This is a genomic window from Campylobacter concisus (assembly GCF_002912895.1).
Lineage (GTDB): Bacteria > Campylobacterota > Campylobacteria > Campylobacterales > Campylobacteraceae > Campylobacter_A > Campylobacter_A concisus_G.
This window is the reverse complement of record NZ_POZX01000023.1, coordinates 1-17,787: the sequence shown is the minus strand read 5'-3', so window position 1 is coordinate 17,787 and position 17,787 is coordinate 1. Positions and strand designations below refer to the sequence as shown.

The window sequence follows — 17,787 nt, the reverse complement described above, 5'->3', positions numbered from 1 at the left end:
ATTTAAAAGGAGTTTCATTATAATAGCGCAATGGATAAAGAAAATTTCACGATTGCATGCTTTAGTAACGCATATATCGGCGATGATGCGGCAGTGGCTGGCAAAATGGTCTTTAGCAAGGATATACTTGCGCAAAATTCGCACTTTAAGCTTGGCTGGTTAAGCCTTGAAGAGATCGGCTACAAGGCGATGATCGTAAATTTCTCAGACACGGTCGTGATGAATGCAAAGCCAAAATTTACCCTTCTTGGCCTTAGCCTGCCAAAGAGCTTCACACCTCGGCAGATCAGTGAGCTAAGCAGCGGCATAAATAGGGCGTGTGAGGAGTTTGGCGTAAAGATAATAGGCGGCGACACGATAAGTAGCCCCATTTTAAACATAAGCGTTAGCGTGATCGGCGAGCTAAGGGGCAGGGCTGTGCTTAGAAGAAATGCTAAATTTGGCGATTTTGTTGCATTTACTGGCAAGCTTGGAGGCAGTCAAAAGGGGCTAAACTCACTTCTAAGACTGGCTCAAATTTCAAAAAACTCACGCTTTAAAAAGCCTGTTTTAAGAGATAAATTTTTTTACAAAGCAACTCATCTTATAAATTCTGCCATGGATATCTCAGACGGGCTAAATACCGACCTTGGCAAGCTTTTAAAGGCTAGTAAAAAGGGAGCTAAATTTACAAAAAAGCTAAGCAAATTTGAGCTTAGTAGCGGCGAAGAGTATGAGGTTTTATTTACCTTTAGCCCTAAAAATTTAAGTGCTATTAAAAGGATCGCCGATAAAACTAGGACAAAGATCACGATTTTTGCCAAAATTTCACACAAAAGGTTAAGACAAAATGCAAGAAGCCACCACTTTTAAGCCACTCTATGCGCTCACTCATGCGCCCATCGAGGCATATTTTTCTAAAAATTCAGATGATTTTGTCGTGCGCGAGATACCGCTTTACGAATTTAGTGGCGACGGCGAGCACTTGATCATTGAAATTTCTAAAAAAGATATGACGACAAGCGACGCTTTGCATGCTTTAAGCGAGGTTACAGGGGCAAAGATGCGCGACTTTGGCTATGCTGGGCTAAAGGACAAACAGGGCATGACGACGCAGTTTATCTCGATGCCTCGTAAATTTGAGAGCGCACTTGCAAACTTTAGCCATGAAAAGATGAAAATTTTAAATTTAAACGTCCATAAAAACAAGCTTCGCATCGGACATCTAAAGGGTAATAGCTTTTTCATCCGCCTAAAAAAGGTGCTGCCAAGTAGCGCTAAAAAGCTGGAGCAGGCATTTGCTAGTATCGATAAAATGGGCTATGCAAACTACTTTGGCTATCAGCGTTTTGGTAAATTTGGAGATAATGCTGAGACTGGGCTTGAGCTACTTAAAAATGGCACAATAAATGGCAAAAAGAGCAAAAATCCAAAGCTAAACGACTTTTTGATCTCGGCATATCAAAGTGATCTTTTTAACCGCTGGCTTAGCAAACGCGTGGAAATTTCGAGATTTGCACAGGATTTTAGCCTAGGCGAGCTAGCTCAAATTTACCCGTATCTTGACGGCGCGATTTTGAAAAATTTAAAATCGCAAAAGAGATTTTTTAAGCTGATAGATGGCGAAGTTTTGGTACACTACCCGCACGGTAAATGTTTTTTGTGCGAGGATTTGGATGCGGAGGGCGTGCGCTTTGACGCGAGAGATATCACCAGCTGCGGGCTGATAGCAGGCGCTAAGGCGTACGAGGCGCAGGGCGCGGCAAAAACAGTAGAAAATGAAATTTTTGCTCAGGCAAATGAATTTAAGGCTAAAATGACTGGCTCAAGGCGTTTTGCGTGGTCTTATCTGGAAGACACTGCTTATAGGTATAATGAAGAAAAGGCACACTTTACGATGAATTTTACACTACAAAAAGGAAGCTACGCAACCGTGGTGCTAGAGGAAATTTTGCACAAAAATATCTTTGATTAAGATGGCTCTTTGTTGTTTTATGTGCCTATTTTGGTAACATAATGCATCTAGAGGCATTTAAATTTTAAAAGGCTTTAAAAATGAAAAATATTTTTCTTTGTTCTTATTTTGCGGAGATTGCAAGCAAGATCAATGAACTGGTAAAATTTAGTGGCAAGAAAGTTGCTTTTATCGACACGGCAGCAAAATTTGAAGAAGTAAATTTTTATGTAGGTGAAGCGGTAGAAATTTTAGAAAATTTTGGTGCAAAACTGACTCGTATTGATCTTTCTTGCACTCAAGATTTGGCTGCACAAATTTCTGAATGCGACGAGCTTTTTGTTGCAAATGATATTTTGACTACCATCAATGAGTGCGATATCATTTATATAAGCGGTGGAAATACATTTTATTTGCTTAATGAGTTACGAAAGTCGCATGCTGCACAAGCCATCAAAGATGCAGTTCAAGCAGGCAAAATTTATATTGGTGAGTCAGCAGGTGCGGTCGTAGCGGCACCAGATACGAGATATGCTACGTTTATGGATGAAAATAGCGTAAACGTGAGTGATTTTATAGGCTTAAATTTAGTGGATTTTTTCGTAGTGCCACACTTTGGTTGTGAGCCTTTTGTGGAAGCTACACGCGAAGTAATGGAAAAATTTGGCAATTCTTGTGATTTGCGTCCTATAAATAATGCAGAATTTATCGCACTTTGAGATAAAAATTTATGTGATCTTCGATAAAACATACGCCAAATATTTACTAAAAGCATTTTCCATAAAAAATCACTTTTTGTCTGTAAATCTGCCTTATAAATAAACAAAATAATTAAAACGTAAAGTTTGAAGTTTAAAGCCAGAAATTTAAGCCAAAACCGCTATAATTTTATCCTGGCACGGTAAGCGGTCGCTTTTGCACCATGCAAAAGAGGAAAGTCCGAGCTGCGATAAGACAAGGTTCCATCTAACGGATGGCTAGGGAAACCTAAGGGATAGTGTAACAGAAAGTAAACTTCCGCTTTGGCGGTAAAGGTGAAACGGTGGAGTAAGAGCCCACCGGCACGCTTGGTAACTTGCGTGGCCATATAAACCCAACCTGCAGCAAGAAGGGATGGTTTTGGTCTTATATTAAAACCCTTCGCTAGAGTTTGTTTGTAAAAGCAAGTGTAGATAAATGATCGCTCAAGACAGAACTCGGCTTAACGCCGTGCCTTTAAAATTATAAAAACAGATTAGTTTGTTACGTATTTTTGAGCTTTTTGTAGTTTTATAAGCTCATTTTGAATATGTGAAGACTTGCTTTTTAAAAGCTCTATTGCGCCGCCAATTAGTGCTTGTGCTTCTTGTGCTAGAGCTAGGCTTGTAAACATATCCTCACTAAAATTTTGTGACAATGCAGCTATCTTACCTGTGTCTTCATTTATCAATGCTAATTTAAATTCGTTGATCCAACTATTCACCTGAAGTTACCTCTCTCCATGCTTCTGATAGTTGCTTTACGACATTGGTTACTTCATTTAAAGCTGCGACATCGTTTTGAATATTTGCCATAGCAAGAAGCTGCATCTGTCTTGTATAAAGGCCGCTAAGATAGTGAGCTACATCACCTTGAGAATAATCAAGCGAATTTAAAAGCTCAACAAAAATAGCGTTTGTCCTATTAATATAATAAACTTTTTTCTCTATATCCCCAGCTTCTATCGCCTTTTTGGTACGAAATATAAATTTTAAAATTCCGTCATAAAGCATCTCTATTAATTTAGTTGGGGACTCAATGCCCCCAAAACTAGACTGTGCGTATGCACTATATGCACTTTGATTCATCTTTCTCTCTTATTTTCTGCTATTTATCTCTGCATCGATCATTGATTTTAGTGTTGAGAACTGATTTTCTAAACTCGCGATGATAGCGTTATACTTGATAAAGCGCTCTTGCATTGTTGTATATTTCTCATCTAAAAGCTTTTGTGTGCTCTCTTTATTTTTTGTGATCGACTCGTTTTCGTCTTTTAGCTGATTTTGCATAGCGATCATTGTGCCTTTTTTACCAACGACACCATCAAGCATTTTAGCTAGCTTTGTAAATAGCCCATCTGTCTTTTTGGTTACTGGATTTATGGTAGCTTCATTCATACCTAGAGCTGTTAAGGCTGAATTTTTACCTTTTACCTCGATATTTTCGCCATCGCTTCTTTTTAAGACGATTCTTTTGCCACTGTTATCAAGACTGGCTGTAACTCCAGTTATGCCAGCGTCATTTATGGCTTGTTGAAGTTTTAGTGCATTCTCTTCAGCTGTGGCAGTAGCAGTAGTTGAAAATGTAACTGACTTGCCGTTTATCGTAAGATCACCAGCTTTTATGTCTAGTGCTCCAGTGCTAACAGTCGATGCTCCCATATAGCTTATTGGCTCGATCTTGCTTGATCCCATGAAAAATTTCTGAATCTCTTCAGGATCTTTGCTAAGTGCTGCGTTAAATTTATTTAGATCAAGCTGAAGCTGACCGTCTTTATCAGGCACTATGCCATATTTACTTAATGCTTTGCCTTCGCTATCTTGTCCATTTACAAGACGGCCAATGTTTGATCTTAAACTTGAAATTTCGCTAACGCCTTGGAAAGTGCCAGCTCCTTTTTCCTCGTCATATTTTGTAGCTATGCCAAGGTTCATAGTCATTAGGTTGTAGTCTTTGATAAATTCTTCAACCGCTTTTATTACCTCTTTTGTATCTTGAGAGACACTTACGTTTGTTTTGCCGGTTTCATTTAATGTAATAGAAATTCCTGGCCTTAAGTCGTTGAAGGTATTTTTGCTTCTTTTTACATTTACTCCGTTATATGTAAATTCCGCATCTTGTGCTTTCAAAATTCTATTCTTTTCAAAATTTGATGTCATCTTTGGTGTGCCATCAGGATTTGTTAGTAGAGTGCCATTTGCATCTTTATCTTGAAACTGCGTACTATCCCAGCCCAGCTTATCTAAAACACCAGCCGTATCATTTGAAAATTTAATAGTCTGCGTTGCACCAGTGTTGCCTGATTGAAGCATGATTTGATTTGGCTTATCTCCGCCAACATTTAAAATTCTAGCTTGTAATTTACCGCCACTGATATCATTTATCTTGTCTACAATATCTTGATATGTGGTTGATCTAGTTACGCTAATAGAAAATTTTTGTCCATCGATTTCAACGTCAAAAGAGCCGTTATTTGTCGCACCTACTAAGCTTGAAGCGTTTTTGAAATTTGAGCTTTGAAATGTATCTTTTTGAGCAAGTTTTTGCACATCGATACTAAAATTTTGCACGCTAACGCCATTTGCCGCTGAGGCTGTTACACTTTTACCAGCGTTATTTGTAGTTCTTTTTAGATAAAGTGCCTCTCCGCCAAGTGTTTTGCCACTTACGTTTACGTTGCTAACTAGAGTTTTTAGCGCTGCAAGGTCTTTTTGCTTTAGATCATTTCTTTCTAGCCTTTTTGTTAAAGGCTTGATCTGTCCTGCTTCATCTGCTTCTTTTAATTTCTTGATAAGATCATCATTTAGTCCGCTATTTTTTGTACCGATGCCTAAATTTGTTACGTTACCTACTGCCATTTTTAACTCTCCTTGTCAAAAAGTATTCCGATACTTTCTTTAAAATACTCGCTTATTCTTATAGCTTCTTTGCTTGGAAGTTGTGTTATCTCTTCGCCAGTTTTAGCATCTTTTACTTGCACAACCATTAAATTTAGCTTCTCATTGTAAGCAAATCTTACATTAGTATCGAGCTGCTGCATTTGATAGTTTAGTCTGTCAGTGACCTCTCTTGTTCTTTTGGCAAGCTCTTCGTTGCTAAGTCCGTCTAGCTCGTTAATGTCTTTTGTTTCATTGTTTTTATCAGCACTTAATTTAACATCAGAATGCTCAATAGGTCTGCTGTCTATTTGACGCTGAGCAGATGTGCTCATGCTCGTATCTAGCACCTGATTTGCTGCTACCTTAAAGATTTCCATAGTTTTACTCCTTAAAACTTACGTTAGCTTCTACATCGGTAAAATTTTAAAATCCTTTAGTGTTTATATAAATTTTTGATTATTTAGGCTAAAATCGAGCAAAAATTTATAGGAAGAGATATGAAAATTTCATTTGAGTGCGAGTGTATTTTACTTCAAAAGACACTGCTGCTTTTTTGTGGAAATTTGGCTGCTCATCATAAGGATTGTGATTTTGTAGTGAGCGACCGCGAGATTGCGACAAAAAAACCACTATTTATAATAGGAAAAAATGCTCATCTTTCTCATCCTTTTACCAAAATGGCACTTCTTGATACGCTTGAAGAATTTTACTCAGCTATGCAAATTTCAAAAGCAAATGAGCTAAATGAAACTAAAAATGAAAAAGGCTTAGAAGAGAAAATTTCACTTTTGATAGATAAATTTAAAGCCGATCTGCTAGAAATTTTAAGGGTAAATCAGTGAAGCTCTATACCAAAATCTCAAGTGGTAAATTTAAAGGCAAAAGGCTTGAGCTACCAAGTCTAAGCACGACTAGAAGCACAAAAAGTATCGTAAAGGAGTCCTTTTTTAACGTCATTAGAGATGAAATTTACTCACTTGTATTTATAGAGGGCTTTGGTGGAAGCGGCGTGATGGCATGTGAGGCCGTTAGCAATGGAGTACGTAAGGCTATCGCTATCGAAAAAGATAGAGCCGCTTTTAAGATCACGCAAAGCAACATTGCAAGCCTAGAGTGCTCAAATTTAAAAGCGATAAATGGTGATACTTTTGTTCTTTTGCCTGATCTTGTAAATTCTCAAAGTGGCAAGGTGTTGCTCTATCTGGATCCGCCATTTGACATAAGAGCTGGCTTTGATGATATCTACATCAAGCTTGTAAATTTAATCTCACAGTTAAAAAAAGAAAAAATTTACATGATAGTTTTTGAGCACAACAGCGACTTTAAATTTAGTGATGAAATTTCTACATACAAGCTCGTAAAATTTAAAAAATTTGGAGCTACTTCGCTCTCTTATTTCCAATAATTTATAAAAATTTGGAACATCTTTTGCTTTAAAAACCTAAAATAGCTAAATTTTAGGAAAAAATATGAAAAAATTTTTATCTTTTGTAGCAGCTTCAGTGATAGCTACTTCAGCTTTTGCTACGCAGATAAAAGATCTTGCAAACATCGTTGGCGTAAGAGATAACCAGCTAATAGGCTATGGTCTAGTTGTCGGACTAAACGGCACAGGTGATGGCTCAACGTCGAAATTTACGATACAGTCTCTATCAAACATGCTCCAAGGTGTAAACGTAAAAATAAATCCAGATGATATCAAGTCCAAAAATGCAGCTGCTGTTATGGTAACAGCCAAGCTTCCTGCATTTGCAAGGCATGGCGACAAGCTTGATGTCGTGATCTCATCTATTGGTGACGCTAAGAGCTTGCAAGGTGGTACGCTTCTCATGACGCCATTAAAAGGCGTTGATGGTGATATTTATGCTTTGGCTCAGGGCGCTTTAAGCATCGGTGGTAAAAGCATGGGTAGATCAGGTGGAAATCACCCAACCGTCGGTTCTATCCTAAATGGAGCTTTGGTTGAGAGAGAAGTAACTTATGACATTTATAATCAAGACACTATAAGACTAAGTCTAAAAGATACAAATTTTAAAATCGCTCTTGATATCCAAAATGCCATAAATGCAAATATTTCTGATGATGTTGCAAAGGCGATCGATCCAAGAACGGTTATTATTAAGAAGCCAGATGATGTTAGTATTATCGAGCTTGCAAGTGCTGTGCTTGATCTTGATGTAGAGTACAAGCCAGATGAAAAGATAGTGGTTGACGAAAGAACTGGCACAATAGTAAGTGGTATAAATGCTGTGGTTAGTCCAGTTGTCTTAACGCATGGTGCAATCACAATAAAAATAGAGCCAAATAGCTACGATGAAGCAGCGCAAAACGATGTAAATATAGGAAGCGATACATCTGTCGCACCTAGTCAAAATTTACTTAAAATTTCAGGCGAAAAAACTACCGTTGCAAATGTCACAAGAGCTTTAAATAAGCTTGGGGCAACACCAAGCGATATCATATCAATACTTGAAAATTTAAAGCGAGTTGGTGCGATACAAGTTGATTTGGAGATCATATAATGCAAATAGACAACACATTAGCACTAAATTCATACAATGAAATTTCGGCAAATAAGATAAAAAATGCAAATGCTAAACAAGATGCACTTTTAAAAGAGCAAACTGATGCATTTGAGGCATATATGGTAAAGGCTGTGCTTGATATTGCTTTAAAAGAAGATGAGCACAACTCGCTATATCCAAAGGCTACTGGTAGCGATATCTATAGATCAATGTATAACGATGCAATGAGTAAGGCACTGAGCGGAAATCTTGGTTTTTCAGAACTTTTGTACGATTTTTTAAAGAGAGACTCTTAAGTAAATTTATATTCTGCCGATGTAGTGATATAAACATTTTATTTTAAGAGGTATGAATATGATAACACCTTTGAATCAAAGACTAAATTTTCAGGCAAACACGCTAAATAAAAATGGCGATACCAAGGTCGAAACTCAGAGTAAAGAAGTAAGAACAAACGAAAACGCAAAGCTAAAAGAGATAGCTGATGCCATAGCAAATGGAACTTATCAAGTTGATATCTCAAAAACGGCTAGGGCTGTGGCTGATGCGTTGCTGTAATTAAGGAATTTAAATGATAAAAAAGCTTTTGGACGAGGCTATAGGCGAGCTTGATGAGCTTATAAATTTAACTATACAAGATATCGCAAATATAAAAGAGGCTAAGCACTCAAGCGTTGATGAGAGTGTAAAGAAAAAAAATGCCTTAGTTCGTGCATTTGAAGATACCAAAAGAGCACTAGATAAAGAGCTTTTAAAGGTATCAAAAGAGAGCGGTACGACTACACTTGCTAGTGTTTTAGACGATGAAGTGAAGTCAAAGCTTGTGCTTATGCGTTCAAAGCTTGAAAATTTACATAAAATTAATAAAGAATATGCAAGACATGTTGTTGCTGTTAAAGAATTTTTTGACTCACTTAATGAAAAAATTTTTGGTACTAAAGCAAGTGAATACGGCCAAGATGGAAACAGCATAGATAATAATTTTTATAAATCAAGGGTTTAAAAAATGGCTAATATCTTTATGTCATTAGGCACGGGTGTTTCAGGACTAAATGCAGCCCAGCTTCAAATAAGTACAACCGGAAATAATATCGCAAACGCTGATAGCAACTACTATACAAGGCAGCGTGTTGTCCAATCCGCATCTCCAGCGATGAATACAGTACCTGGCGGAGTTGGTACAGGCACGCAAGTAGATACTATAACAAGGCTTCATGATGAGTTTGCCTACTCAAGACTAAAATACTCATCGTCAAATTTAGAAAATACAGCCTATAAACAAAGAATTTTGCAAGAAGCTACAAAATATTTTCCTGATCTAAAAGATAATGGAATGGTGAAAGATATTCAGGAGTATTTTTCCGCATGGAATAACTTTGCTTCAAACCCTAATGCAGGTGCTCAGAAAGTAAATTTGATAAATAAAGCAAGTGTATTGACTGCAAGTATCAACCGCTCATCAAAGATGCTTTATGATATGCATGAAAAGATTGATGAAACAATAAAAATAAATATAAATGAGATAAATTCGCTAGGCAGGCAAATAGCAAATATTAATAAGCAAATCCAAAGAATAGAATCAGGCGCGGACGCTGGTATAAAAATAAATGCAAATGATCTTCGTGATAAACGTGATGAGCTTGAGCTTGCTATGTCAAAGCTGGTAAATACAGCAGTTTATAAAAGCGATCTAAAGAGCAATTCTAGGGTAGATACAGGAATAACAGATCAAGGAAAATACTACAATCTAAACATTGGTGGCGTAAGTATCGTTGATGGTGTAAATTTTCATGAAATTTCTATGAGTTCAACTGAAAGTGGACGATATACAAAAATTTATTATGAAAGAGAAGATGGTAGAAGAATCCCAATGGAAGAAAAGATCACAGGTGGTAAAATCGGTGCTGCACTTGATCTTAGGGGTCGAAACTACGAGCCAGATAATGATAAATTTAGTGACGGAACGATCCAAAAATACATTGATAATCTAAATACATTTAGTAAAACCTTGATAACAAGCACAAATAATATCTATGCTGAGTCTGCAGTTGAAATTTCTAACTCAGATCCGATAAGTTATTTAGAAGGCGATAAAACGTTGATGAATCATGATAATAGTATAAGAAACGGAAGTTTTGAAGCTATTGTTTATGATAACAAAGGCAATGTCGTGGCCAGAAAAACTATAAATGTAAATGGTACGACGACAATGAATGATACAAGATATGGCAACTCTATCGTCAAAGACTTTAACTCAAACTCAGATGACAATAAAGATAATAATATGTTAAATGACGTTGATGACTTTTTTGAGGCGTCATATTTTTATGATAAAAATACTAAAAAAGGCACATTTTCTCTCATTCCAAAACAAGCTCAAGGGCTTTATAGCATATCGATAGTCGATCACGGTACAAATTTTCCAGGCGCTGTTGGCATAAATAGATTTTTTTCAGGTACTGACTCAAATAGTATCGGCATAAATCAAAATTTTACCCAAGACCACACAAAGCTTAGAGCCTACTCAAAGCCAGTTATCGGAAATAATGAAGTTGCTAATAAGATGATCCAGCTTCAGTATCAAAAGCAGACCTTTTACTCAAGTGGCATAGCGCTTGATAGAGATGAGACGATCGAGGGATATTACCGCTATCTTACGACTGACATGGCGAGTGATACAGAGGCAAATAATACGATCCACGATACAAATACATCTTTACAAAAGACAGCTGAAGAGGAATTTCAATCAACAAGTGGCGTAGATACCAACGAAGAGCTTACAAACTTGATCCGTTTTCAAGCTAGCTACGGCGCAGCAGCAAAGATCATCACAACCGTTGATCAAATGCTAGATACCCTTCTTTCATTAAAACAATGAGCGATCTAAAAAGCCTTTTAGACTCACACGTACTTAGCAAAAATACAAATTTGGGGCTGTTTGAAGCCCCAGATCCACTTCAAGTAGCCACTAAATTTAAAGAGCCAAACATAGCGCTCATTTGTGCGTTATTTGCTTATGGCAACGCAAAAATGATAGTGAAATTTCTAAATTCGCTTGAATTTGGTTTGCTTGATGAGAGTGAGCAAAATATCAAGAAAAATCTTTCAAGTTTCAAATACCGCTTTCAAAATGAAAATGATGTAAGAGAAATTTTTATTACTCTCTCACGCCTTAAAAAAGAGGGTGACATAGAGAAAATTTTACGCCAAGGTCTAGCAAAAAATGGCGAGATGATAGATGGCATAAATGAACTTATCAAATTTATATACAAGCTAAATTCTTACCGCTCGGACGGATATGAGTTTTTCTTTGGTAAGAGTTTTGATAAAGAGCCACAAAGCCCATATAAACGCTATAATATGTATCTTCGCTGGATGGTTAGAGATAGCGATATTGACCTTGGACTATTTAAAAATTTGCCAAAAGATAAGCTTTTGATGCCGCTTGATGTTCATACACATAGAGTTTCTTTAAATTTAGGACTTATAAACAGAAAGAGCTACGATTTCAAAGCAGTCATGGATCTTACAAAAAAACTTAGAGAATTTGACGAGCTAGACCCGATAAAATACGACTTTGCACTTTATAGAATAGGGCAGAGCAAAGAGCTAGAAACTATCATAAAAAATCTTAATCAATAAAAATTATTGCTAAATTTTTAAATTTAGGGTAGACTTGCCATACAATTTTATCCATAAGGAGCTTGTATGAAAAAAATCGTTTTACTAAGTGCAGTTTTGGGAACTTTGCTTTTTGCTCACGAAGGTCATCACTTTGATGCAAAAGCTGGAGAGCATCTAGTTATACCTGTTAATGAGCTAAGCGAGAAGGGCGATAAGAGTGTCGGCGAAGTAGTAGTTGTTAAGACAAATTACGGCGTTGCATTTTTTCCAAATTTAAAAGGACTTACTGCAGGACTACACGGCTTTCACATCCATGAAAATGCTAACTGTGGTGCGACTGAAAAAGGCCTTGGTATGAAAGCAGGCGGTCACTGGGATCCAGCTGGCACAAAAATGCACTCTTTTGCTTGGGATGATAAAGGTCACAAAGGTGATTTGCCAGCACTTTACGTAGATGCTGAGGGTAATGCTAACTATCCAGTGCTAGCCCCAAAGATAAAAAGTCTTGACGAGCTAAAAGGTCACTCATTAATGGTTCATGTTGGTGGTGATAATCACAGCGACAACCCAAAAGCACTTGGCGGTGGCGGTGCTAGAATGCTTTGTGGCGTTATTAAGTAATCACTTTAATAAACGAGTCTTTGAGCTAGATCTAAAGGCTCGTTAAAATTTATAAATTTTAAAAATCTCTCATTTCAAATATAAAAATTTTACAAAAAGATAAGTACAAATAAATTACAATCTGCTTTTATTTCAATTATCAAAAGAGCAAAAAATGGAATTTGATCTACTTAGCTATGTCGTTTTTTTTGTAGCTGCGTTTTTAGGTGGTTTTATCGATTCTATCGCTGGTGGAGGTGGGCTTATAACGCTTCCAGCTATTATGGCGATGGGCGTGCCGCCACACCTTGCACTTGGTACAAATAAGCTCCAAGGAGTTTTTGGTAGCTTTACAGCGACTCTAAATTTCACAAAACGGGGATTAATTAATTATAAAGAGTGCTTTGTAGGTATCGTTTTTACTTTCATTGGAGCTATCATCGGAGCGGTGGTTATCCTATTTTTAAATACAAATTTTTTAAAGATAATTATCCCATTTTTACTGATTGCTATTTTTATCTACACGCTTTTTATGCCAAAAGTCGGCGAAAATGATAGAGCTGCAAAGATGAATGAGAAGCTATTTTATGTAGTTTTTGGGCTGATACTTGGCTTTTATGATGGTTTTTTTGGTCCAGGAACAGGCTCTTTTTGGACATTTGCGATAGTGGCACTAATTGGGCTAAATTTAAAAAAAGCTGTCGCTCATACGAAACTCTTAAATTTTACTAGCAATATCGTTGCTCTTGGCATTTTTATAGCTGGCGGACAGATGCTTTGGGCTGTTGGACTTTTGATGGCAGTTGGTCAAATTTTAGGCGCATATTTTGGATCAAATCTTGTCATTAAAAAAGAGGTAAAATTTATTAGAACAATGTTTCTAGTGGTAGTTGCAGTGACTATTTGTAAATTGATTTTCGATTATTTCAGAGTTTAAAATTAAAAATGTTTTAACAATAATTTTGTTACAATCACGCAAAATTCTAAATCCAAGGTAAATTAATGAAAGATTTGTTTCTATTTTCAAATTTCCTAAATAGCTCCCACGCCTTTATATATGCGTTTCACTTTCTGCTTGTAGCTTTGATTGTTATCATAGTTGCTTATATAGCAAGGAGTAAGATGCAGCTTGTACCAAGAGGTCTTCAAAATATAGTTGAAGCTTATTTGGAGGGCGTTATATCGATGGGAAGAGATACTTTAGGCAGTGAAAAACTAGCTAGGAAATATCTTCCACTTGTTGCAACTATCGGTTTTATCGTATTTTTTTCAAATGTTGTAGGTATTATTCCTGGATTTGAGTCACCAACATCAAGTCTAAATTTAACTCTAGTTTTGGCTTTAGTTGTATTTGTTTATTACAACTTTGAGGGTATTAGAGAAAATGGATTTTTCAAGTACTTTGGACACTTTATGGGGCCAAACAAATTTCTAGCTCCGATTATGTTTCCAGTTGAAGTCATCTCACATCTTTCACGTGTAGTTTCGCTATCATTTCGTCTTTTTGGCAATATCAAGGGAGATGATTTGTTCTTGCTAGCAATGCTTACACTTGCACCTTGGTTTGCTCCACTTCCAGCCTTTGCACTTCTAACACTTATGGCTGTTTTGCAAACATTTATCTTCATGATGCTAACTTACGTTTATCTAGCTGGTGCAGTCGCTATTAGTGAGCACGAGCATTAAAATTTAAAGCCATATTTTTATATGGCTTTTTCCTTTTTAAAACTATTTAAATTTTTAAATCACATTCTTTATTTTTCCATTCAAAACGCTCATTTTTAGATATTTTAAAAGAAAGTATCGCTAAAATACGCCTTAAAAATTTGTATAAATTTAAAGGTAAAAATATGTTTGAAGTCGTTATTGGTTTAGAAGTTCACACTCAGCTTAATACAAAAACTAAAATTTTCTGCTCTTGCTCGACTAGCTTTGGCGACGAGGCAAATACTCACGTTTGTCCGACCTGCTTAGCTTTGCCTGGAGCGCTACCTGTGCTAAACAAAGAGGCAGTCAAAAAAGCAATTAGCTTTGGCACAGCGATAAACGCTAAGATCAATAAAAAATCAGTCTTTAATAGAAAAAACTACTTCTATCCGGATCTTCCAAAGGCATATCAAATTTCCCAGTTTGAGATCCCTATCGTAGAAGGTGGCGAGCTAATAATCGACGTAAATGGTACTAAAAAACGCATCGGTGTAACAAGAGCACACCTTGAAGAGGACGCTGGAAAGAACATCCATGAAGAAACCGAGAGTCTGGTTGATCTAAACAGAGCCGGCACGCCACTTCTTGAGATAGTTAGTGAGCCAGATCTTAGAAGCAGTGATGAGGCGGTGGCTTATCTTAAAAAACTACACTCGATCCTTCGCTTTTTAAATATAAGTGATGCGAATATGCAAGAGGGTAGCTTTCGCTGCGACGCAAATGTCTCTATCCGTCCAAAAGGCGACACTAAGCTTTACACAAGAGTTGAGATAAAAAACCTAAACTCATTTAAATTTATTCAAAAAGCGATCGATTACGAGGTGGAGCGCCAAAGTGCAGCTTGGGAAGATGGCAAATACGACCAAGAAGTCTATCAAGAGACGAGGCTGTTTGACACGACAAATTTGGTGACAAGATCGATGCGTGGCAAAGAGGATAGTGCGGAGTATAGATACTTTCCTGATCCTGACTTGCTACCTGTTGAAGTGTCAGAGCAGATGTATAACGAAGCGATAAAAATTCCAGAGCTTGCCGAGCAAAAGGTCGCAAGATATGTTAGCGAGCTAGGCGTAAAAGAGAGTGATGCGCTAAATTTAACCCAAAGTGTTGAGATGGCTAGATATTTTGAAGAGCTGATCGCTGCTGGAATTCAGCCAAAGCTTGCTACTACATGGCTCATAGTCGAGCTTCTTGGTCGCTTAAATAACGGCGTAACGATCGAGACAAGCCCAGTTAATAGTGCTAAAATGATAAATTTACTAAAACGCATAGAAGATGGCACGATAAGTGGCAAGGCTGCAAAAGAGGTTCTAGACTACCTAATGGAAAATGATGCGGACGTTGATAGTGTCATCGAAAAACTTGGCTTAAAGCAAGTGAGCGACGACTCAGCGATTATCGCGATCATAGATCAAATTTTAGCTGCAAACGCCGACAAGGTCGAAGAGTACAAAAACGGCAAAGATAAGATGTTTGGCTTCTTTGTTGGTCAGGTGATGAAAGAGGGCAAGGGTGCCTTTAACCCAGGTAAGGTCAATGAGCTTTTAAAGGCCAAAATAGGCTAAAAAAAGGGCTAAAATGAGCATAGCAGTCATCGGAGCTGGCAAGTGGGGCAGTGCGCTATTTCACGCATTTAGTGAAAATAACGAGTGCGTCATCAGCTCAAGAACGCCAAGAGAGATGCTAAATTTTGTAAGCTTGGATGAAGCTTTGGAGTGCGAATACCTAGTTTGCACGATCCCAACGCAAGCTACAAATTTATGGCTAAAGCAAAACTACAAAAACAAAGGTCAAAAGATCTTAGTTGCTAGCAAGGGTATAGATACGGCAAATCTTAAATTTTTAAATGAAATTTACGAGGATTTTGTGGATAGTGAAAATTTGGCTTTTCTCTCTGGGCCGACCTTTGCAAAAGAGATCATGCAAAAGCTGCCTTGCGCTTTGGTGGTAAATTCTAAAAATGAAAATTTAGCTTTAAAATTTGCTTCATTTTTTCCAAGCTACATGAAAGCATACACCTCAGATGATGTGATCGGAGCTGAAGTGTGTGGGGCGTATAAAAACGTGATCGCCATAGCTGGCGGCATCTGTGACGGCCTTGGCCTTGGTAACAACGCAAGAGCAAGTCTCATTTCACGTGGGCTTGTCGAGATGGCTAGATTTGGCAAATTTTTTGGTGCAAAAGATGAGACATTTATGGGGTTAAGCGGCGCAGGTGATCTTTTTTTGACCGCTTCATCGATACTTTCACGCAACTACCGCGTAGGTCTAGGCATCGCAAGGCACGAGAGATTAGAGAAAATTTTAAATGAGCTTGGCGAAGTGGCCGAGGGTGTGGATACCGCAAGGGCTATTAGTAATATCGCCAAAGAAAAGGGCATATATGTGCCAATCGCAAGCGAGGTTGAAAATATGCTAAATGGCAAAGATGTTTTTGAAAGCGTTAAATCGCTTTTGGGAAGAAGATGAGAGCTTTTAAATTTATACTTTTTATGGCTATTTTTGCTCTTGGGCTAAACGGCGCAGAAGTGAGCCTAAGAGCTAAGGTCTCGCAGATGATAATGGTTGGTTTTAACGGAGCTAGTACAAAGGATGCTGCGTTTCGTGCGATGCTAAGCGACGCTGGATATGAGAGGTTTGGCGGTGTGATGCTGCTTGGCAGAAACGTCACCAATAAAGCCCAGTTAAAAGCTAGCATAAAAGCTATCAAAGAGAAAAGTCCTAAAATTTTCATCGCTATCGACGAAGAGGGTGGAAACGTAAGCCGTATGAAGGATAAGAGCTTTGAGGGCCCGTATCCTAGCGCATACGAGGTCGCAAACACGCTTGATATCAAAAGCGCATACGATCTCTACTCAAAAATGGCTATAAATTTAAAAGAGCGTGGCATAAATTTAAATTTCGCCCCAGTGGTTGATCTGCACGATGAAAACTCGCCGATCATCGCCGCTAAACAAAGGGCGTTTAGCGAGTATGCAAGCAAGGTTGTGATCTATGCTGATGCCTTTATGGATGCATTTAAAGAGCAGGGCATTCTAACGACACTTAAGCATTTTCCAGGACATGGCAGCTCAAAAGAGGACTCGCATAAAAATAAGAGCGAAGTCACGCTAAGTAAAGACGCGCTGCTGCCATACAAAGACGCTATAAGCACTGGTAGAGCGCAGATCATCATGGTCGGACACCTTTTTGTAAAAGGCATCGACGAGGACAATCCGGCCACACTTTCTAAAAAAATAATAACCGATCTGCTTCGCAATGAGCTTAAATTTAATGGCGTGGTTATCAGCGATGATATGCTGATGAAAGGCATTGGCGATGAAGCTTTGGCTCAAAAAGTGGTGAAATTTATAAACGCTGGTGGCGACATCTTGCTCTTTAGCGAGTTTAAGATAAATAATCAAAGAACGGCCGATCTGATCACTCAGATCATAATCGATGCTGTAAATGAGAAAAAGATCAGCAAAGAGCGGATAGACGCTTCATATAAGAGGATAATGGCTCTAAAAGCGAAGCTTTAAATTTGAAAATATAAATTTAGAGTATTAGATTTCTGCTAAGTTCATTTCTCTCTGGATAAAAGTATAAAATTTCAAGTCGATTTTTTTGGTTATATGAATAATTAAAATATTTTTTTATATAGTTATGTTTTTAAGCTATATTTTAGTGTAGCTTCTTTAATAAATGATTATTGCAATAAATGGAGTATAGAATTGAATAAAAGAATAAAAAAAATAGAGTTGAATAGAATTGTAAAAAGTCTTAAAAATAATTTTAATAC

Annotated in this window: 21 protein-coding genes and 1 other RNA gene; 18 read left to right on the top strand and 4 right to left on the bottom strand. The window is 37.5% G+C overall.

Features of this window, described 5'->3' with window-relative positions; all coding sequences use genetic code 11:
- The first annotated feature begins 30 nt into the window (after positions 1 to 30).
- The 4 genes from CYP51_RS02865 (at position 31) to rnpB (ending at position 3,153) form a co-directional block, all read left to right on the top strand.
- Positions 31 to 852: a thiamine-phosphate kinase gene (locus CYP51_RS02865; RefSeq protein WP_103624298.1), complete on the top strand. Its 822-nt coding sequence runs from the start codon at positions 31 to 33 to the stop codon at positions 850 to 852.
- On the top strand, positions 830 to 1,954 hold the full coding sequence (gene truD / locus CYP51_RS02860; RefSeq protein WP_103624297.1) for a tRNA pseudouridine(13) synthase TruD: 1,125 nt from the start codon (positions 830 to 832) through the stop codon (positions 1,952 to 1,954). Before CYP51_RS02865 ends, truD begins: the two co-directional genes overlap by 23 nt.
- A gap of 80 nt (positions 1,955 to 2,034) precedes the next feature.
- Positions 2,035 to 2,652, top strand: coding sequence for a Type 1 glutamine amidotransferase-like domain-containing protein (locus CYP51_RS02855; protein WP_103624296.1), 618 nt, complete (start codon positions 2,035 to 2,037; stop codon positions 2,650 to 2,652).
- A 174-nt stretch (positions 2,653 to 2,826) separates the two neighbouring features.
- An RNA gene (gene rnpB, locus CYP51_RS02850) (RNase P RNA component class A) lies at positions 2,827 to 3,153 on the top strand.
- A 14-nt stretch (positions 3,154 to 3,167) separates the two neighbouring features.
- Here the strand turns inward: rnpB and CYP51_RS02845 are convergent.
- From CYP51_RS02845 to CYP51_RS02830, 4 genes are read right to left on the bottom strand one after another with little or no spacing between them, the layout of a single operon-like run.
- Entirely contained in the window at positions 3,168 to 3,395 is a 228-nt protein-coding gene (locus CYP51_RS02845; protein ID WP_054196712.1) for a hypothetical protein, read from the bottom strand.
- Positions 3,388 to 3,759 carry a flagellar export chaperone FliS gene (fliS, locus tag CYP51_RS02840; protein ID WP_072594313.1) on the bottom strand — a complete coding sequence of 124 codons (372 nt, stop codon included), beginning with the start codon at positions 3,757 to 3,759 and terminating at the stop codon, positions 3,388 to 3,390. Before fliS ends, CYP51_RS02845 begins: the two co-directional genes overlap by 8 nt.
- A gap of 9 nt (positions 3,760 to 3,768) precedes the next feature.
- Positions 3,769 to 5,529, bottom strand: a complete 1,761-nt coding sequence (fliD, locus tag CYP51_RS02835) for a flagellar filament capping protein FliD (protein WP_103624295.1) — start codon at positions 5,527 to 5,529, stop codon at positions 3,769 to 3,771.
- Between the two features lie 2 nt (positions 5,530 to 5,531).
- The gene (locus tag CYP51_RS02830; RefSeq protein WP_054196709.1) at positions 5,532 to 5,927 is read right to left on the bottom strand and encodes a FlaG family protein; all 396 of its coding nucleotides are present in this window, start codon (positions 5,925 to 5,927) and stop codon (positions 5,532 to 5,534) included.
- Between the two features lie 120 nt (positions 5,928 to 6,047).
- Between CYP51_RS02830 and CYP51_RS02825 the strand changes: the two genes are divergently transcribed.
- The 14 genes from CYP51_RS02825 to CYP51_RS02760 all read left to right on the top strand — a co-directional run bounded on the left by CYP51_RS02825 (position 6,048) and on the right by CYP51_RS02760 (position 17,527).
- A complete protein-coding gene (locus CYP51_RS02825) occupies positions 6,048 to 6,392 on the top strand; it encodes an ornithine carbamoyltransferase (protein WP_103624294.1) in 345 nt (114 codons plus the stop codon).
- The gene (rsmD, locus tag CYP51_RS02820) at positions 6,389 to 6,955 is read left to right on the top strand and encodes a 16S rRNA (guanine(966)-N(2))-methyltransferase RsmD (protein WP_103624293.1); all 567 of its coding nucleotides are present in this window, start codon (positions 6,389 to 6,391) and stop codon (positions 6,953 to 6,955) included. The genes CYP51_RS02825 and rsmD overlap by 4 nt, the downstream gene beginning before the upstream one ends.
- A gap of 64 nt (positions 6,956 to 7,019) precedes the next feature.
- A complete protein-coding gene (locus CYP51_RS02815; RefSeq protein ID WP_103624292.1) occupies positions 7,020 to 8,072 on the top strand; it encodes a flagellar basal body P-ring protein FlgI in 1,053 nt (350 codons plus the stop codon).
- Positions 8,072 to 8,371: a rod-binding protein gene (locus CYP51_RS02810; protein WP_103624291.1), complete on the top strand. Its 300-nt coding sequence runs from the start codon at positions 8,072 to 8,074 to the stop codon at positions 8,369 to 8,371. Before CYP51_RS02815 ends, CYP51_RS02810 begins: the two co-directional genes overlap by 1 nt.
- Before the next feature lie 58 nt (positions 8,372 to 8,429).
- Positions 8,430 to 8,633, top strand: coding sequence for a flagellar biosynthesis anti-sigma factor FlgM (locus CYP51_RS02805; protein ID WP_180997728.1), 204 nt, complete (start codon positions 8,430 to 8,432; stop codon positions 8,631 to 8,633).
- Between the two features lie 13 nt (positions 8,634 to 8,646).
- The gene (flgN, locus tag CYP51_RS02800; protein ID WP_103624290.1) at positions 8,647 to 9,078 is read left to right on the top strand and encodes a flagellar export chaperone FlgN; all 432 of its coding nucleotides are present in this window, start codon (positions 8,647 to 8,649) and stop codon (positions 9,076 to 9,078) included.
- Positions 9,079 to 9,081: 3 nt separating this feature from the next.
- On the top strand, positions 9,082 to 10,953 hold the full coding sequence (gene flgK / locus CYP51_RS02795; protein ID WP_084107861.1) for a flagellar hook-associated protein FlgK: 1,872 nt from the start codon (positions 9,082 to 9,084) through the stop codon (positions 10,951 to 10,953).
- The gene (locus CYP51_RS02790) at positions 10,950 to 11,717 is read left to right on the top strand and encodes a TIGR02757 family protein (RefSeq protein WP_103624289.1); all 768 of its coding nucleotides are present in this window, start codon (positions 10,950 to 10,952) and stop codon (positions 11,715 to 11,717) included. Before flgK ends, CYP51_RS02790 begins: the two co-directional genes overlap by 4 nt.
- Before the next feature lie 66 nt (positions 11,718 to 11,783).
- Positions 11,784 to 12,320 carry a superoxide dismutase family protein gene (locus CYP51_RS02785; RefSeq protein WP_103624288.1) on the top strand — a complete coding sequence of 179 codons (537 nt, stop codon included), beginning with the start codon at positions 11,784 to 11,786 and terminating at the stop codon, positions 12,318 to 12,320.
- A gap of 154 nt (positions 12,321 to 12,474) precedes the next feature.
- On the top strand, positions 12,475 to 13,236 hold the full coding sequence (locus tag CYP51_RS02780; protein ID WP_084041069.1) for a TSUP family transporter: 762 nt from the start codon (positions 12,475 to 12,477) through the stop codon (positions 13,234 to 13,236).
- 65 nt (positions 13,237 to 13,301) lie between these two features.
- Positions 13,302 to 13,985: a F0F1 ATP synthase subunit A gene (locus CYP51_RS02775; RefSeq protein ID WP_054196701.1), complete on the top strand. Its 684-nt coding sequence runs from the start codon at positions 13,302 to 13,304 to the stop codon at positions 13,983 to 13,985.
- A 164-nt stretch (positions 13,986 to 14,149) separates the two neighbouring features.
- A complete protein-coding gene (gene gatB, locus CYP51_RS02770; protein WP_103624287.1) occupies positions 14,150 to 15,571 on the top strand; it encodes an Asp-tRNA(Asn)/Glu-tRNA(Gln) amidotransferase subunit GatB in 1,422 nt (473 codons plus the stop codon).
- A 13-nt stretch (positions 15,572 to 15,584) separates the two neighbouring features.
- Positions 15,585 to 16,475 carry an NAD(P)H-dependent glycerol-3-phosphate dehydrogenase gene (locus CYP51_RS02765; protein WP_103624286.1) on the top strand — a complete coding sequence of 297 codons (891 nt, stop codon included), beginning with the start codon at positions 15,585 to 15,587 and terminating at the stop codon, positions 16,473 to 16,475.
- A complete protein-coding gene (locus tag CYP51_RS02760) occupies positions 16,472 to 17,527 on the top strand; it encodes a glycoside hydrolase family 3 N-terminal domain-containing protein (protein WP_103624285.1) in 1,056 nt (351 codons plus the stop codon). The genes CYP51_RS02765 and CYP51_RS02760 overlap by 4 nt, the downstream gene beginning before the upstream one ends.
- Positions 17,528 to 17,787: the final 260 nt, after the last annotated feature.

Bases quoted from the DNA above. Each gene is read 5' to 3' on its own strand.
- CYP51_RS02785 (WP_103624288.1), top strand. From the start codon at position 11,784: ATGAAAAAAATCGTTTTACTAAGTGCAGTTTTGGGAACTTTGCTTTTT.
- CYP51_RS02780 (WP_084041069.1), top strand. From the start codon at position 12,475: ATGGAATTTGATCTACTTAGCTATGTCGTTTTTTTTGTAGCTGCGTTT.
- CYP51_RS02810 (WP_103624291.1), top strand. From the start codon at position 8,072: ATGCAAATAGACAACACATTAGCACTAAATTCATACAATGAAATTTCG.
- CYP51_RS02805 (WP_180997728.1), top strand. From the start codon at position 8,430: ATGATAACACCTTTGAATCAAAGACTAAATTTTCAGGCAAACACGCTA.
- flgN (WP_103624290.1), top strand. From the start codon at position 8,647: ATGATAAAAAAGCTTTTGGACGAGGCTATAGGCGAGCTTGATGAGCTT.
- truD (WP_103624297.1), top strand. From the start codon at position 830: ATGCAAGAAGCCACCACTTTTAAGCCACTCTATGCGCTCACTCATGCG.
- CYP51_RS02765 (WP_103624286.1), top strand. From the start codon at position 15,585: ATGAGCATAGCAGTCATCGGAGCTGGCAAGTGGGGCAGTGCGCTATTT.
- CYP51_RS02775 (WP_054196701.1), top strand. From the start codon at position 13,302: ATGAAAGATTTGTTTCTATTTTCAAATTTCCTAAATAGCTCCCACGCC.
- gatB (WP_103624287.1), top strand. From the start codon at position 14,150: ATGTTTGAAGTCGTTATTGGTTTAGAAGTTCACACTCAGCTTAATACA.
- CYP51_RS02830 (WP_054196709.1), bottom strand. From the start codon at position 5,927: ATGGAAATCTTTAAGGTAGCAGCAAATCAGGTGCTAGATACGAGCATG.
- CYP51_RS02790 (WP_103624289.1), top strand. From the start codon at position 10,950: ATGAGCGATCTAAAAAGCCTTTTAGACTCACACGTACTTAGCAAAAAT.
- CYP51_RS02825 (WP_103624294.1), top strand. From the start codon at position 6,048: ATGAAAATTTCATTTGAGTGCGAGTGTATTTTACTTCAAAAGACACTG.
- flgK (WP_084107861.1), top strand. From the start codon at position 9,082: ATGGCTAATATCTTTATGTCATTAGGCACGGGTGTTTCAGGACTAAAT.
- CYP51_RS02865 (WP_103624298.1), top strand. From the start codon at position 31: ATGGATAAAGAAAATTTCACGATTGCATGCTTTAGTAACGCATATATC.
- CYP51_RS02815 (WP_103624292.1), top strand. From the start codon at position 7,020: ATGAAAAAATTTTTATCTTTTGTAGCAGCTTCAGTGATAGCTACTTCA.
- fliS (WP_072594313.1), bottom strand. From the start codon at position 3,759: ATGAATCAAAGTGCATATAGTGCATACGCACAGTCTAGTTTTGGGGGC.
- CYP51_RS02760 (WP_103624285.1), top strand. From the start codon at position 16,472: ATGAGAGCTTTTAAATTTATACTTTTTATGGCTATTTTTGCTCTTGGG.
- fliD (WP_103624295.1), bottom strand. From the start codon at position 5,529: ATGGCAGTAGGTAACGTAACAAATTTAGGCATCGGTACAAAAAATAGC.
- CYP51_RS02855 (WP_103624296.1), top strand. From the start codon at position 2,035: ATGAAAAATATTTTTCTTTGTTCTTATTTTGCGGAGATTGCAAGCAAG.